This window comes from Nonomuraea sp. CX421, assembly GCF_059358955.1.
In genome coordinates this window covers 73,883-87,545 of record NZ_JCADBK010000030.1, presented here as the reverse complement: position 1 = coordinate 87,545, position 13,663 = coordinate 73,883, and the positions used below count along the sequence as shown (strand labels likewise).

Genomic DNA, 13,663 nt, shown 5'->3' with positions numbered 1-13,663 from the left:
CGGACAGTCGTCCACACCGAGATCCTCAACAAACCTGACTCGACAACCGCCCAAGCACCTTAACTACCCGGCATTGCGGTTAACGCCTCACGGGGGCCGCGCGGCGGCCGTGCCCGATGATGGAGGGCATGGACGAGATGTTGCTGCTGAGGCACGGCGAGACCGAGTGGAGCCGGACGGGCAGGCACACCGGCCGCACCGACGTCCCGCTGACCGCCCGCGGCGAGGACCAGGCACGGGCGCTCGCGCCGCTGGTCAAGGAGTGCGCGTTCGATCTCGTGCTGTCCTCCCCCGCGTCGCGCGCCCGCCGTACGGCGGAGCTGGCCGGATTGCCGGGGTACGAGGTCGACGCCGACCTGTGGGAGTGGGACTACGGCGGCCACGAGGGGCTGACCACGCCCGGGATCCGCGAGACGCGCCCCGGCTGGTACCTGTGGCGTGACGGCGTGCCGCCCGGCGACGCCGAGCATCCCGGCGAGAGCGCCGCCCAGGTCGGAGCCCGGGCCGACCGGGTGATCGCGCGGGCGCGGCGGGCGCCGGGCCGGGTGGCGCTGGTGGCGCACGGCCACCTGCTGCGGGTGATCGCGGCGCGCTGGCTGGGCCTGTCGCCCGAGGCGGGCCGCTTCTTCAAGCTGGAGACCGGCACCTACTCGCGGCTCGGCTTCGAGCACGCCGAGCCGGTCATCGTGACCTGGAACGCGCCGGTCAGCCGCCCTTGACGCGCAGCGCCGGCTCGTGCGGGGCCCGGCTCTCCCCCCATCTCGGCATGACAGGGGTCAGGTGAGTGCCTGGACGGGCCGCGGGCCCCTTCCGGTGAGCCACTCCAGCACCCGGCGGTGCCCGGAGGCGGCGTCCTCGAAGTGACCCCAGTGCCAGTAGCGCGGCTGGTCAAGGACACCGGTCACCCACGTACGGTAGGCGACCGAGCCGGTGGAGCCCCCGGAGGCCGCGGGCGCGACGCCGTAGGTGCGGATCACGACCTTGCCGCCGGGCGCGAAGAGCACGTCGTCGGCGATCGGATAGAGCGTCATCTGGTCGAGCATGAAGCCGATCATGGCCGGACGGCGAGACCGGGAAGTTACACCTCCGGCGCGCCCCCGTTAAGCGGGCACGCCGGAGGTTAACTCGTCGTTACACAAGGAGACCGTCGAACTCTCCGTCCTTCACTCCGAGCACCAGGGCCCGGATCTCGTCACGGGTGTAGATCAGCGCGGGGCCGTCGGGGAAGCGCGAGTTGCGCACCGCGATCCCGCCATCAGGGAGCTTCGCGAGCTCCACGCAGTTGCCCTGAGAGTTGCTGTAGCGGCTCTTGCGCCAGGCGACCTGCTTCAGGTCGGCCGCGGGCATGCCGTTGTAGGTCTGCTTCATCTACATCTTTCTGAGAAGACCGCCGATGAGCTCGACGGTGCCCCCTGGCGTGGTGCTCTCCACGCATAACTGCTCCATAGCCGTGAGGTACGGGTCGATGTCCTCACGCTTATCCAGATACAGGGCACCCCAGAGCTGCTCAACGTAGACAACGTCCGACAAATCGGACTCGGGAAACCGCAAGATGCTGAACGCGCCCCCTTCAGCGGCGTGCATGCCGAACCTGAAGGGCATCACCTGAACGGTGATATTGGGAAGGGCAGCGACTTCCAGCAGATGCTGGAGCTGCTCGGACATGACCTCCCGCCCGCCGATGGTCCGCTTGAGGGTCGCCTCGTCGATGACCGCCCACAACCGCGGGCCGTCCTTCTGCGTGAAGCGTTCTTGCCGCTGCATGCGCAGATGCACGCGGCGCTCGATCTCCTCAGGGGAGGCATCAGGGTTGCCGAGTTGGTAGACCGCCCGCGCGTAGGCCGCCGTCTGCAGCAGACCGGGAACGAACTGCACCTCGTAGGTGCGGATCACGTTCGCGGCCTCCTCCAGCCCCACGTACGTGGTGAACCACGAGGGGAGCACGGCCGAGTACTTGTGCCACCACCCGGGGGTGTTGGCCTCGCGGACCATTTCCAGCAGGGCACGGCGCTCGGCATCGTCGACGACGCCGTACAGGGTGAGCAGGTCTTCCACGTCACGTGTCTTGAACCCGACCCGACCGAGCTCCATCCGGCTGATCTTGGACTCGGATGCCCGGATGTGGAATCCGGCCTGGTCGCGGGTGAGCTCGCTGGCCTCACGCAGACGCCGAAGGCTGGCGCCGAGCATGATGCGCCTCACGGTCGAACCAGAACCGGGCGGATCGAGGGACACGCGCTGCTCCTTGGTTGTTTCCTTGACACACAGTCTGTCACTTCACGGCCGAAAGATCATCAGCCGTAGACAAGATCCCCTTTCCCGCACTTTGACCATTTGATGGCAACCGTAGCGCCTGCAAGGACCGGCTGCACGTGCATTCGCCCTTGCACCTGCACGAGAGTTTGTCGCAGAATGATCACCGTGCAATCCACCCTGGCGCCCGGCCACTGGACCACGTTCGACTGGTGGCCCCCTGTCGGCTGGTGGCCCGAGGCGGCGCGCGACTTACTGGTCCCCGGCCCGTCCGCCAGCGCCACGTTCGTCCTGCCGCCCACGCCCTCTTCCGTGCACGCCGCCCGCTGCTTCGCGGCCGCCGCGCTGGCCGGCTGGAAACTCGAGGAGCTCACCGACACCATGGAGCTGGTGGTCTCCGAGCTCGCGACCAACGCCCTGCGCCACGGGCTGCGCGAGTCAGAGCCTCCCGGCGCGCGTCCCGTGCACATGTCGCTCGTACGCCGCGGCACGCTCGTCACCAGCGCGTTCACCGATCCCGCGTCCTCGGTCCCGGTGCTGCGCTATCCGGGCCCGCTCGACACCGGCGGTCTCGGGCTGCACATCGTCGAGTCGGTCAGCCGCCGGTGGGGCTGGTCGGCGCTCGCACCTCAGGGAAAGATCGTCTGGGCAGTCCTCTGCTGACAGAAGGTGATCTGCATTACCGTGGTTGGCTATGGCTCACGGTGAGTCCCGCGTGCGACCCCTGAGAGTGCTGACCGATGGATGATCACCTGCTCGGCTGGCTGCGAACACTTGACGAAGACGGGCTCGGCCGCATCCTGGCCAACCGGCCCGACGCCATCGCGGCGCCGTGGCCGCGGCGGCTCGACACCCTCGCCCAGCGGCTGGGCAACGGCTTCGCCGTGATGGAGGCCCTGCGCGGGCTGCCACTTCCCTGCCTGGAGCTGGCGCAGGCCTGCCTGGTCGTGCGCCACGCCACCCCCGAACGGCTGGCGGCCTTCCTCGGCGTGCCCGTCGAAGAGGTGACCCCCTGGCTCGCGCGCCTCTACGACCACGCGCTCGCCTGGCCCGACGCCGAGGGCGCGGTGCGCCTGGCCGAGGCGGTGTCGCGCTGGTGGGCCGCGCCGCTCGGCCTGGGCGAGCCGCTCGACCACTACCTCAACTCCTGGACGATCAGCACCGACACCCTCCGCATGCTGGCCCGCAACCTCGGCCTGGCCCCTCCCGGCAACAAGCGCCGCACGATCGCCCGGGTGAGCGAGGTGCTCGGCGATCCCGAACGGCTGGCCGCGCTGCTGAGCCACGCCCCCGAGGGCACCCGCGAGCTGCTCGACGGTTTCGCCTGGGACGGTCCCGTCCGCGACGTCGACGGCGGCCGGTTCGTGACACCGGGCACGGCCGAGAAGTGGTCGGCCGACCACGGCCTGCTCTACCGGCCCAGCTGGCACGTGGCCGAGATGCCGCGCGAGGTCGCGCTCTGCCTGCGCGGGCCCGGCTACCATCCGCCGTTCACTCCCGAGGCCCCCGAGGTCGCCACCATCCCGATCGACCCCGAAGAGGTCGACCACCTGATGACGCTGGCGGCGCCGCACGTGGTCGAGCGGTGCGCGGCACTGCTCGACAACACCTCCAAGGCGCCGCTGCCGCTGCTCAAGACCGGCGGCGTGGGCGTGCGCGAGGTGCGCCGCATCGCCAAGGAGACCGGCTGCGACGAGGACGAGACCCGGCTGCTGCTGGAGATCTGCGCGGTGGCCCGGCTGCTCGCCCTCGACGAGAAGTCCGGTGGCATGGTGCCGACCGAGCGCTTCGACCGCTGGCGGCTCGACGAGGGCTCGGCGCGGCTGCGGGTGCTGCTGTCGGCCTGGTGGCGCATGGAGCGCTCGTCGCTGCGCCGGATCGACGGCAAGTACGGCACCGTGCTGGGCGACGACCAGGCGGGCGCCGCCGTGGCCCGGATCCGCCGGGCCGTGCTGACCACGCTCGCCCAGCTGCCGGCCGGCACGGCCTTCGCCGACCGGGCCGGGCTCGTCCGCGACGTGCACTGGCAGGCCCCGCTGCTCGACCAGGCCCTGCTGGCCACCTGCGCCTCGGCGGTGCTCGACGAGGCCCGCCTGCTCGGGCTGCTGGCCAACGACTCGCTGACCGACCTCGGGCGGGCGCTCGCCGGGCTGGCCGCCAGCGCGGGCGACGAGAACGACGCCTCGGTGCCGCTGGTCGAGCACGATCCGCTGCTGGTGGAGGCGTCGACCCGGGCACTGGCCAGCGTGCGCCGCAGCGCGCTGTTCGGCCCCGACCTGACCGCCGTGGTGACGGGCCCGCCGTCGACGGAGCTGGCGGCGCTGCTCGACCGGGTGGCCGAGCGCGAGTCGCGCGGCGCGGCCTCGGTGTGGAGGTTCACCACCGAGAGCGTGCGCGGCGCCCTCGACCACGGCCACGAGGCCGGAGAGCTGCTGGAGGAGCTGGCCGCGGTGGGCGCGATCCCGCAGCCGCTCGAGTACATGGTGCGCGACGTGGCCCGCCGGCACGGCGAGGTCACGGTGACCACGGTGGGCTGCGTGGTCCAGGCCTCCGACCCCACGCTGCTGGCCGAGATCGCCGGTCACCGGCGGCTGACCCGGCTCGGCCTGCGGCTGCTCGCGCCCACGGTGCTGGTGAGCTCGGCGACCGCCGAGCGCACCCTGGCGGCGCTGCGCGACAACGGCTACTCGCCGGTGCCGGTCGCCGACACGGGCGAGATCGCGATCCGCCGCACCCGCGTCGAGGAGGCGCCGAACGGCAAGCTCATCCTGCTGCCCGGCGGGCAGGTGGCCGAGCTGGCCGACTTCGCCGACCACGACGCGCTGCGGCAGGTGATCGCCGATCCGGCCCCCGACCCGCACGAGCACGCCCGCCGCCTGGTCGCCGCCGGCAAGGCGGCCGAGCACAGCGGCCGCACCTGGGCCGTCATCGGCCGGATGGCGACCCGGCTGCCGACCGCGCAGCAGTCGCTGCTCGGCTTCGTCGTCGACCGCGGTGTCCGCGCGGGCATCACGCTGACCGACGGACTGACCGCCACGATCAGCCACGGGGAGCTCAAGGGCGGCGCCCTCGACGCCTGGTGCGAGGAGGCGGGCGACTACCTGGAGTTTCCCCTGGCCGAGATCATCGAGGTCAGGGGAGCTTACTAGCCTTCTTCAGGTCGGCCACGAGCTGCTCGACGAAGTCGGCGTAGCCCTGGTAGCTGAAGGGCGCCTCGGCCTTCCACGGGTAGAGCTGGCCGGCCTTGACCGCGGGCAGCTTGGCGAAGGTCGGCTTCTTCATCATCTCCGCGGGCTTGAGCGCCTGGGTGCGGGTGTCGTAGAGGATCACGTCGGCCTCGTACATGTCGGCGTTCTCCCAGCTCAGGGTCTGGAAGAAGCCGCCGTCGTCCACCTTGGACGGCGTGATGACGTTCAGCCCGTTGTCGGTGAGAAGGCGGATGTCCGGGTACTCCGGCGGGTTGACTACCCACATCTGGTCGGCGCCGCCGGACATCATGAGGATCTTGAGGTCCTTGAACTGGGCCAGTTCCTTGGTCGCGGCCTCAAGGCGGGCCTTGGCCTCGGGCACGCCCTGCATGTCGGCGCCGAGCGACTTGGCGAGCTCCTCGTACCTGCCGATCACCTGCGTGGCGGTCTGGCCGGTCAGCATGATGCCGGCGGTCGGGGCGACCTGCTCGATCGTGGCCTTGGACTTCTCCGGGACGTACCAGAGGGTGCCCTTCTCGTACATGCTGCTGACCAGCAGGTCGGGCTGGAGCGCGATGTACTGCTCCACGTTGAACTCGTCCCACACGTTGCCGAGGCCGGTGACCTTGGTGATGTCGACGTTGCCCACCTGCGGGTCCTTGCTGCCGTCCGACAGCTTGTGCGGGCCGAACACCGCGACCGGGCGGACCCCGAAGTCCCACAGCGCGGCGGCGGAGCTGACCTGGGCGACGATCTTCGTGGGCGCCTTGGGCTGCTCCAGCTTCTGGCCGCGGTCGTCGGTGAACGTCCAGGAGGTGGACGCGGAGGCCGGCTGTGAGGCGGGCGTGTCACCTGTGGCCTCGCTCCCGGAGCCCGATCCGCAGGCGGCCAGCGTCAGTGCCGCCGCGACACCCGCGGCCGTCAGAAATCCCCTACGCGCCAGTCCTGGTCGCGACATTTACAGCTCCTAAGGTTAGGCTTGCCTTGGTATCAAGGCTTTAGATTAGCCTTGCCTTAATTTGACCGCTAGGGAAGGGGGTCGGGTGCGCCCGGCTGAGGATACGGAGCCGGCCGCCCCGGCGGCCCGGACCGCCGACGAGCGCGAGGCGGCGGCACCGCGCCGCGGGCGCTCGGCGGCGCTGGCCGGCGGGCTCGTGGTCGCCCTCGGTCTGCTGGTGCTCATGGCGATGGCCAGCGTCGCGCTGGGAGCCCGGTCGGTCCCCCTGTCCGTGGTGATCGACGCGCTGACCTCGCCCGACGGGTCCAGCGACCACACCGTGATCCGCGAGCTGCGCATCCCCCGCACCCTGCTCGGCATCGGGGTCGGGGCCTCGCTCGGGCTGGCCGGAGCGCTCATGCAGAGCCTGACCCGCAACCCGCTGGCCGACCCCGGGCTGCTGGGCATCAACGAGGGCGCCGCGGTGGGCGTCACGTTCGCGCTGGCGCTGCTCGGGCTGACCGACCCGGCCGTCTACGTCTGGTTCGCCTTCGGCGGGGCCGCGCTGGCGTCCGTCATCGTCTACTCGCTGGGCGCCGCCGGCCGCTCGGGCGCCGGTCCGGTACGGCTGACGCTCGCGGGCGTCGCGGTGGGCATGGTCTTCACCGCCGTGTCCTCGGCGGTCCTGCGCATGGACCCGCAGACGTTCGACCGGATGAGGTTCTGGCTGACCGGCTCGCTGGCCGCGCAGAGCGCCGACGTGCTGGTGCGGCTGGCGCCCTTCATGGCCGCCGGCATCGTGCTGGGGCTGCTGCTGGCCAGGCCGCTCAACATGCTGTCGCTGGGCGACGACGCGGGCAAGGCGCTCGGCGTGGCCGTCACCCGCACCCGGGTCCTCACCGGGGTCGCGGTCACGCTGCTGTGCGGAGCGGCCACGGCCGCCGCCGGGCCGCTGTGGTTCGTGGGCCTCGCCGTCCCCCACGCGGTGCGCGCCCTGGTCGGCCAGGACCAGCGGTGGGTGCTGCCCTACTCGGCGCTCGCCGCGCCGGTGCTGCTGCTGGCCGCCGACGTGGCCGGGCGGCTCATCGCCCGGCCCGGCGAGGTGCAGGTGGGCATCATGTGCGCGATGGTCGGCGCCCCGATCTTCATCCTGCTGGCCCGGCGCAGAAGGCTGGCCGCCCTATGACCGCGCGTCCCCCCGTCCCGCCGGTATCCGGGCGGCCCCGGGCCGTCCGCCTGGGCGACTGGTCGCTGCGGGTCGCGCCCCGTGCCCTGCTCGTCTGGGTGCTGCTCGTGCTGACCGCGTTCGCCGTGGCCGTGCTGGCCATCTCGACCGGCGAGTTCACCGTGCCCGTGCCCGACGTGCTGGCCGCGCTGTTCGGCGACGGCCCGCCCATCGCCGAACTCATCGTGAACAAGCTGCGCGCCCCCAGGGTCCTCACCGGCCTGCTGGTCGGCGCGGCGTTCGGGCTCAGCGGTGCGATCTTCCAGAGCCTGACCAGGAACCCGCTCGGCAGCCCCGACTTCATCGGCTTCTCCGCCGGGGCCTCCACCGGCGGCATCCTCGTCGTGGTCTCCGGCGGCTCCGCCGCGCAGATCGCCGCCGGCTCGATGACCGGCTGCGTGGTGACCGCGCTGCTGGTCTACCTGGCGGCGTTCCGGCGCGGCGTGCAGGGCTACCGGCTGGTGCTCGTCGGCATCGGCGCCAACGCGCTGCTCATCGCCACCAACAACTACCTGCTGACCAGGGCCAACATCAACGACGCCGCGACCGCCGGCGCCTGGCTCACCGGCAGCCTCGGCGGGCGCGACTGGTCCTACGTCCTGCCGCTGACCGTGGCGCTGGCCGTGCTGCTGCCCGCCTGCGCGTACGTGTCCAGGCCGCTGCGGATGATCGAGATGGGCGACGACTCCGCCCGCGCCATGGGCATCCGGGTGGAGGCCGTGCGGGCGGTGGCCATCGTGGCCGGGGTGCTGCTGTGCGGCGTGGCCACGGCCGCGGCGGGCCCGGTCGCCTTCGTCGCGCTGGCCGCTCCCCAGCTGGCCCGGCGCCTGACCCGCTCCCCCGGCGTCACCATGGCCTCCTCGGCGCTCGTCGGCGCCGTCCTGCTGACGGCCGCCGACCTGGCCGCCCAGCGCGTGATCGCCCCCGCCCAACTGCCCGTCGGCGTGCTCACCGCCGCGATCGGCGGCACGTACCTCGCCCTGCTGCTGCGAAAGGACCGCCACTGATGGCCCGTTCCGAGCTCGCCGTCCCCTCGGCCACGCGCCTGTCCGGCGCCGGCCTGACCCTCGCCTACGACCAGCGCGTCGTGGCCGAGCACCTGGACGTGGCGATTCCCGACTCGTCGTTCACCGTGATCATCGGCCCCAACGCGTGCGGCAAGTCCACGCTGCTGCGCGCCCTGGCCCGGATGCTGCGGCCCAGGAAGGGCGCCGTGCACCTGGACGGCGGCCTGATCACCTCGCTGCCGTCGAAGGAGGTCGCGCGCCGGCTCGGGCTGCTGCCGCAGAGCTCGATCGTGCCCGACGGCATCACCGTGGCCGACCTGGTGGGGCGCGGCCGTTACCCGCACCAGCGGCTGATGCGGCAGTGGTCGCGGGCGGACGAGACGGCCGTGGCCGAGGCGATGCGCGCCACCGACGTGGCCGTGCTGGCCGACCGGATCGTGGACGAGCTGTCGGGCGGACAGCGGCAGCGGGTGTGGCTGGCGATGGCGCTCGCCCAGGAGACGTCCATCCTGCTGCTGGACGAGCCGACGACGTTCCTCGACATCGCCCACCAGATCGAGGTGCTCGACCTGTGCGCCGAGCTGCACGAGACGGGCCGGACGATGGTGGCCGTGCTGCACGACCTCAACCAGGCGTGCCGCTACGCCACCCACCTGATCGTCATGCGCGAGGGCCGCATCGTCGCGCAGGGCGACCCGTCGGGCATCGTCACGCCGGAGCTGGTGCGCCAGGTCTTCGACCTGCGCTGCGAGATCATCCCCGACCCGCAGACCGGCACCCCGCTCATCGTCCCCGAGTCGCGCCGCCGGATGAGCGTCGCGTCCTGACCGGCGGACCCGTCAGAGGGTCCCGCAGCGGCGCACCACGAGCACGGCCAGCGCTCGGGTGACGTCGCGCAGCTCGGCCAGCGACACCTGCTCCCGGGGGGCGTGCGCGAACCGTACGTCGCCGGGCCCGTAGTGCAGCGTCGGGATGCCGCCCGCCGCGTAGAGGCGCAGATCGCTCCCGTACGGCGCGGCCGTCTCCCGCGGCGACCCGCCCGAGGTGTCGGCGACCGCCCGGACGACCTCGCCGAGCAGCGGATGCGCCTCCGGCAGCCGCCCGCTGGCGAACTGGCCGCCCGGCCAGGTGATGACCGGCGGGTTCTCGCGCGGCCATGGGCCGGCCGCGCCGAGCACCGCCTCCTCGAACGCCGCCCGCGCCTCGGCCGGGTCCTCGTCGAGCCGGACGCCCAGCCGCCCCTCGGCGACGAGCAGGTCGGGCACGGTGCTCGCCCAGTCGCCCGCCCGCACGGTGCCGACCTCGATCGGGTACGGCAGCGGGTTGGCGGCGAAGGCGGCCGGGACGTCACGGTTGCGTTCGGCCTCCAGCCGCCGGATCGCCTCGAACACGGGCCAGAACACCTCGATGGCGTTGACCCCCTCGTACCTGGTGGCGCCGTGCGCGGCCCGCCCGGAGATCTCCAGCCGGAACGTCAGCGCCCCCGCGTTGGCCGTGATGACGGCCCCGCTGGTCGGCTCGGTGATGACGGCGGCCTGCGCGGTGTGTCCCCTGGCGAGCGTGGCGAACGCCCCGAGCCCGCCGTCCTCCTCGCTGACCACGCAGTGCAGGGCCAGCGGCCTGGCCAGCCGCACGCCGGCCTTCCGGATCGCGCGGATCACGGCCAGGTTGGCCACCAGCCCGGCCTTCATGTCGCAGGCGCCCCGGCCGTGCAGGGTGTCGCCGATGATCCTGGCGGCGAACGGGTCGCTGCCCTCCCACTTGGCCAGGTCGCCGGTCGGCACGACGTCGACGTGCCCCTGCAGCGCCAGCGCCGGGACCCCCTCGCCCTCGCTGACGCCCACCACGCCGTAGCCCTCGGCTCTGGGCGCCTCGGTGCCGGGGAAACCGTCGCGGGCTCTCAGCTCGTCGAGGTCGAGCTTCCAGACGTCCACGTCCAGATCGGCCTCGGTCAGCAGGCGGGCGAAGGTGTGCTGAAGCTCCGACTCGGCATCGGTGCCGGTCACGCTGGGCACCTTGACCGTCTCGGCCAGCAGGTTGACGGTGTCGGAGTCGTCGATGGCGTTGAGGACGCGGGCTTCCACCTCGTGCATGGAGCACACCTTCTCATGTCCCGAACCTGGTGGTAAGTGTGCTTTGCGACACCGGTAGGCGTCGGGAGGCCCTCTCACGGAACGTAAACTTGGCCCGTGCTAGAGCCCAAGTTCGAGATTCAGATGCTGCACGACAGGGTCATGATCAAGCTGGACCAGGCGTCCGAGGAGCGGCGGAGCGGATCCGGGATCGTCATTCCCGCCACGGTCAAGCTCGCCAACCGGCTGGCCTGGGGCGAGGTCCGCGGCGTCGGGTCCAACGTGCGCTCGGTCAAGGTCGGCGACAAGGTGCTGCTCAACCCCGAGGAGCAGTTCGAGGTGGAGCTGCACGCGCAGGTCTACCTCGTGATGCGCGAGCGCGACCTGCACGCGGTGGCCACGCAGGAGACCGACCACGGCACCGGCCTCTACCTGTGACGTTCAGGGCTCGTAGCGTTCAGGAGCGCTGACGTTCAGGAGCGCGTGAAGCCCAGCCAGAGGTTCGCCGTCCACGTCCGGCGCGGGATCGGGGCGAGCACCCGCGTGACCTTGCCGTCCAGGCCGAGCACCGCCAGCCGGTAGTCGCTCCGGTCGGTCACGACCGCGATGACGTGGTTCTCGTCCCACCAGCCGAACAACGCCACCGGCTGCGCGGCGACCCGCCGCGCGATCCGGCCGGTGGCCGGGTCCGCCAGGCACAGCCCTTCCCTGAAGCGCGCGGGGCACCACACGGCCAGCCGCCTGCCCGACGGCGAGTAGGAGTCCTCCGGGCCGGTCGGCAGGCCGATCGCGGGATGGGTGCCGACGACCGCGCCGTCGGTCACGCGGTGGGTGCGCAGGCCGCCGTTGTGGCGCGCGACCAGCTTGCCGTCAGGGCTCCACCAGAAGGTCGCCTGGCGGTCGAGGCCGGACAGCCGCACGGTGCGGGCGGTGCCCGCCGCCACGTTCACCACGGTGAATCCGGCCGCCTGCCACCGGCCGGAGACCTTTTGCTCGACGGTCAGCACGACCTGCCCGCTGTCGCGGGTCCAGGAGACGTAGGAGGCGGTCAGCGGCTTGGCGACGGTGCGGACCCGCCGGGTCGCGCCGGTGGCCCGGTCGGTGAGCAGGAGCGCGTCGTAGCCGGCCCGGTAGCTGCCGGGCACTCCGGCGACGGTGCGCCCGTCGGGTGAGACCGCGGCCTCGGCCAGGGCGGGCTGCCGGGTGAACGTGGCTCCGGTCCTGGCCCGCAGGTAGGTGCTCCTCGTGCCGAGTCCGTACGCGCTGAGCCGTACGGGATCACCGGTCTGCTCGGTGTAGCTCACCCCCACGCCGGGGAGCGGCACCGGGGCGGCCGGGGCGAGCAGCGTCAGGGACAGCGCGATGGCGATATGGGCGAGCACGCCCGCAGAATAGGCGCGGGAACCGGCGAAAGCCGCCGGTCATAGTGATCAGGTATGGGTGATGAACGTGTTGGCCAGCATCACCAGGTCGATCCCGACCGTCTTGCAACCCAGGTAGACGATCGTGGTCGCCACCGCGGCCGTGATGACCAGCACGATGACGCGGACCGTCCAGCCCTGCTTCTTGTACCACTCGGTCCAGGCGTGCAGCACCCGCTTGCCGAACTCGAGCAACCGGCGGGCCCAGTGGAACTCCGTGGCCAGCACCGCCAGGCCGGCGAACACGACCAGCCAGCCGGGGCCGGGGAAGGGCACCATGATGAGCCCCCCGACCACCATGACACCGCCGATCACGCCGATTATGATCTTGAGTGTGAGTGCGCCCGTGCGGTTGGATCTGATGCCGTCCAGCCAGCCGTGCAGCCCGTGACGACGTGCGGGCATGGCGGAGCGGCGTGCGGCCTCGTCCTTGACCACATCGGAGTCCCCGGTGTCGGAGTCATGGATCGGCACTGTCCCCCCGGACGGTCGGTGTGTCCCCAGGATACGACGAGCCGGACAACAGTCAGTCGCAACCCAGGGCAATGACTCGAAAACCAGTCAATAGTAAAATATCCGCCCCGAACCACTGGCTTCCGGCAATCGTCGGTTAATGTCTGATATGCCCGAGGTCATGCTACGCACCGTCACCGGCCCCATCCGCGCGGCCGCCATCACCGGTGCCGTTCTTCCCCATGAGCACCTGCGCGACGACATGCGGTGGGCGGTCGGCATCGACTCCGACCCGTACCGGTGGCTCGACGAGGAGCACACCGTCATCGCGGAGCTGCGGGACCTGCGCCAGTCCGACCAGCTCAACCTGATCGTCGACCTGACCTGCATCGGCATGGGCCGGGACCCCGACACCCTGGCCCGCATCGCGGCCAGCAGCCGGGTGCCGGTCATCGCCGCGACCGGCCTGTTCGCCGAGCCGTTCACGCGGACCGGCCACACCGACGTGGAGACGCTCACCGCGCGGTTGCTGACCGACATCCTCGACGGCATCGACGGCACCGGCGTGTTCCCCGGCGTGATCGGCGAGGTCGGCTGCTGGGGCGCCCGCTGCACCCCCGCCGAGGAGAACGCCCTGATCGCCGCCGCCCGCGCCTCCCTCGCCACCCGGCTGCCGGTCGCCACCCACGGCCAGGACAGCCTGGGCCTGCTGGAGATCCTGCTCGCCCAGGGCCTGCCCGCCTCGCGCGTCAGCGTCCGCCACACCGGGCCCGACCTGCCCGCGGCCCGCAAGATCGCCGAGTCGGGCGCGTACGTGAGCCTGACCACACTCGGCGCCGGCCCCGACGAGGCCGCCCGGATCGCGCTCGGCCTCATCGAGGATGGGCACACCGAGCGCCTGCTGGTCGGCACCGGGCTCAGCCGGGTGGCGCAGACCCAGAAGTACGGCGGGCCGGGTTACGCGCAGCTCTTCCACGCGCTGCTGCCGCGCCTTCGGGAGGTCGGCGTCGACGAGGACACCATCCGCGTCGTCACCCGCGACAACCCGCTGCGCTGGCTCACCGGCGTCGACGTCTGAGTCCGCCCTCCGGCGCATGGCCGGTCCGT

Annotated in this window: 15 protein-coding genes; 8 read left to right on the top strand and 7 right to left on the bottom strand. The window is 71.9% G+C overall.

Annotated features, from left to right (window positions below; genetic code table 11):
- Nucleotides 1–128: 128 nt before the first annotated feature.
- Complete coding sequence (locus AC5L3X_RS34670) at nucleotides 129–719, top strand: histidine phosphatase family protein (RefSeq protein ID WP_494862708.1); 591 nt, start codon at nucleotides 129–131, stop codon at nucleotides 717–719.
- Between the two features lie 57 nt (nucleotides 720–776).
- Here the strand turns inward: AC5L3X_RS34670 and AC5L3X_RS34665 are convergent, their stop codons facing one another.
- The 3 genes from AC5L3X_RS34665 to AC5L3X_RS34655 form a co-directional block, all read right to left on the bottom strand.
- Nucleotides 777–1,043: a hypothetical protein gene (locus AC5L3X_RS34665; protein ID WP_494862706.1), complete on the bottom strand. Its 267-nt coding sequence runs from the start codon at nucleotides 1,041–1,043 to the stop codon at nucleotides 777–779.
- Between the two features lie 88 nt (nucleotides 1,044–1,131).
- Complete coding sequence (locus AC5L3X_RS34660; protein WP_189126032.1) at nucleotides 1,132–1,368, bottom strand: DUF397 domain-containing protein; 237 nt, start codon at nucleotides 1,366–1,368, stop codon at nucleotides 1,132–1,134.
- Entirely contained in the window at nucleotides 1,369–2,235 is an 867-nt protein-coding gene (locus AC5L3X_RS34655; RefSeq protein WP_494862704.1) for a Sco1979 family transcriptional regulator, read from the bottom strand.
- Nucleotides 2,236–2,412: 177 nt separating this feature from the next.
- Between AC5L3X_RS34655 and AC5L3X_RS34650 the strand changes: the two genes are divergently transcribed.
- Complete coding sequence (locus tag AC5L3X_RS34650; RefSeq protein ID WP_494862703.1) at nucleotides 2,413–2,916, top strand: ATP-binding protein; 504 nt, start codon at nucleotides 2,413–2,415, stop codon at nucleotides 2,914–2,916.
- Nucleotides 2,917–2,993: 77 nt separating this feature from the next.
- The gene (locus AC5L3X_RS34645; RefSeq protein ID WP_494862701.1) at nucleotides 2,994–5,402 is read left to right on the top strand and encodes a helicase-associated domain-containing protein; all 2,409 of its coding nucleotides are present in this window, start codon (nucleotides 2,994–2,996) and stop codon (nucleotides 5,400–5,402) included.
- On the opposite strand, the gene AC5L3X_RS34640 is transcribed toward AC5L3X_RS34645, so the two are convergent.
- Entirely contained in the window at nucleotides 5,386–6,399 is a 1,014-nt protein-coding gene (locus AC5L3X_RS34640; RefSeq protein WP_494862700.1) for an ABC transporter substrate-binding protein, read from the bottom strand. The genes AC5L3X_RS34645 and AC5L3X_RS34640 overlap by 17 nt on opposite strands.
- Before the next feature lie 85 nt (nucleotides 6,400–6,484).
- Between AC5L3X_RS34640 and AC5L3X_RS34635 the strand changes: the two genes are divergently transcribed.
- From AC5L3X_RS34635 to AC5L3X_RS34625, 3 genes are read left to right on the top strand one after another with little or no spacing between them, the layout of a single operon-like run.
- On the top strand, nucleotides 6,485–7,564 hold the full coding sequence (locus AC5L3X_RS34635; protein WP_225263544.1) for a FecCD family ABC transporter permease: 1,080 nt from the start codon (nucleotides 6,485–6,487) through the stop codon (nucleotides 7,562–7,564).
- Nucleotides 7,561–8,610 (top strand): FecCD family ABC transporter permease, encoded by a 1,050-nt coding sequence (locus AC5L3X_RS34630; protein WP_494862697.1) that lies wholly within the window; start codon nucleotides 7,561–7,563, stop codon nucleotides 8,608–8,610. The genes AC5L3X_RS34635 and AC5L3X_RS34630 overlap by 4 nt, the downstream gene beginning before the upstream one ends.
- Nucleotides 8,610–9,437, top strand: a complete 828-nt coding sequence (locus AC5L3X_RS34625) for an ABC transporter ATP-binding protein (RefSeq protein WP_494862695.1) — start codon at nucleotides 8,610–8,612, stop codon at nucleotides 9,435–9,437. Before AC5L3X_RS34630 ends, AC5L3X_RS34625 begins: the two co-directional genes overlap by 1 nt.
- A 12-nt stretch (nucleotides 9,438–9,449) precedes the next feature.
- On the opposite strand, the gene AC5L3X_RS34620 is transcribed toward AC5L3X_RS34625, so the two are convergent.
- Nucleotides 9,450–10,703 carry an ArgE/DapE family deacylase gene (locus AC5L3X_RS34620; RefSeq protein ID WP_494862693.1) on the bottom strand — a complete coding sequence of 418 codons (1,254 nt, stop codon included), beginning with the start codon at nucleotides 10,701–10,703 and terminating at the stop codon, nucleotides 9,450–9,452.
- Between the two features lie 96 nt (nucleotides 10,704–10,799).
- On the opposite strand from AC5L3X_RS34620, the gene AC5L3X_RS34615 reads away from it, so the two are divergent.
- Nucleotides 10,800–11,120, top strand: a complete 321-nt coding sequence (locus AC5L3X_RS34615) for a GroES family chaperonin (RefSeq protein ID WP_189126039.1) — start codon at nucleotides 10,800–10,802, stop codon at nucleotides 11,118–11,120.
- Between the two features lie 35 nt (nucleotides 11,121–11,155).
- On the opposite strand, the gene AC5L3X_RS34610 is transcribed toward AC5L3X_RS34615, so the two are convergent.
- Both AC5L3X_RS34610 and AC5L3X_RS34605 read right to left on the bottom strand, forming a co-directional pair.
- The gene (locus tag AC5L3X_RS34610) at nucleotides 11,156–12,064 is read right to left on the bottom strand and encodes a TolB-like translocation protein (protein WP_494862691.1); all 909 of its coding nucleotides are present in this window, start codon (nucleotides 12,062–12,064) and stop codon (nucleotides 11,156–11,158) included.
- A 48-nt stretch (nucleotides 12,065–12,112) separates the two neighbouring features.
- Nucleotides 12,113–12,577 carry a TIGR02611 family protein gene (locus AC5L3X_RS34605; protein ID WP_494862689.1) on the bottom strand — a complete coding sequence of 155 codons (465 nt, stop codon included), beginning with the start codon at nucleotides 12,575–12,577 and terminating at the stop codon, nucleotides 12,113–12,115.
- A 139-nt stretch (nucleotides 12,578–12,716) separates the two neighbouring features.
- Here AC5L3X_RS34605 and AC5L3X_RS34600 point away from each other — a divergent pair, with 139 nt between their 5' ends.
- Nucleotides 12,717–13,634, top strand: a complete 918-nt coding sequence (locus tag AC5L3X_RS34600) for a phosphotriesterase family protein (protein ID WP_494862687.1) — start codon at nucleotides 12,717–12,719, stop codon at nucleotides 13,632–13,634.
- The last annotated feature ends 29 nt before the right edge of the window (nucleotides 13,635–13,663 follow it).

Bases quoted from the DNA above. Each gene is read 5' to 3' on its own strand.
- AC5L3X_RS34670 (WP_494862708.1), top strand. From the start codon at position 129: ATGGACGAGATGTTGCTGCTGAGGCACGGCGAGACCGAGTGGAGCCGG.
- AC5L3X_RS34665 (WP_494862706.1), bottom strand. From the start codon at position 1,043: ATGCTCGACCAGATGACGCTCTATCCGATCGCCGACGACGTGCTCTTC.
- AC5L3X_RS34640 (WP_494862700.1), bottom strand. From the start codon at position 6,399: ATGTCGCGACCAGGACTGGCGCGTAGGGGATTTCTGACGGCCGCGGGT.
- AC5L3X_RS34650 (WP_494862703.1), top strand. From the start codon at position 2,413: ATGATCACCGTGCAATCCACCCTGGCGCCCGGCCACTGGACCACGTTC.
- AC5L3X_RS34630 (WP_494862697.1), top strand. From the start codon at position 7,561: ATGACCGCGCGTCCCCCCGTCCCGCCGGTATCCGGGCGGCCCCGGGCC.
- AC5L3X_RS34660 (WP_189126032.1), bottom strand. From the start codon at position 1,368: ATGAAGCAGACCTACAACGGCATGCCCGCGGCCGACCTGAAGCAGGTC.
- AC5L3X_RS34600 (WP_494862687.1), top strand. From the start codon at position 12,717: ATGTCTGATATGCCCGAGGTCATGCTACGCACCGTCACCGGCCCCATC.
- AC5L3X_RS34625 (WP_494862695.1), top strand. From the start codon at position 8,610: ATGGCCCGTTCCGAGCTCGCCGTCCCCTCGGCCACGCGCCTGTCCGGC.
- AC5L3X_RS34620 (WP_494862693.1), bottom strand. From the start codon at position 10,703: ATGCACGAGGTGGAAGCCCGCGTCCTCAACGCCATCGACGACTCCGAC.
- AC5L3X_RS34645 (WP_494862701.1), top strand. From the start codon at position 2,994: ATGGATGATCACCTGCTCGGCTGGCTGCGAACACTTGACGAAGACGGG.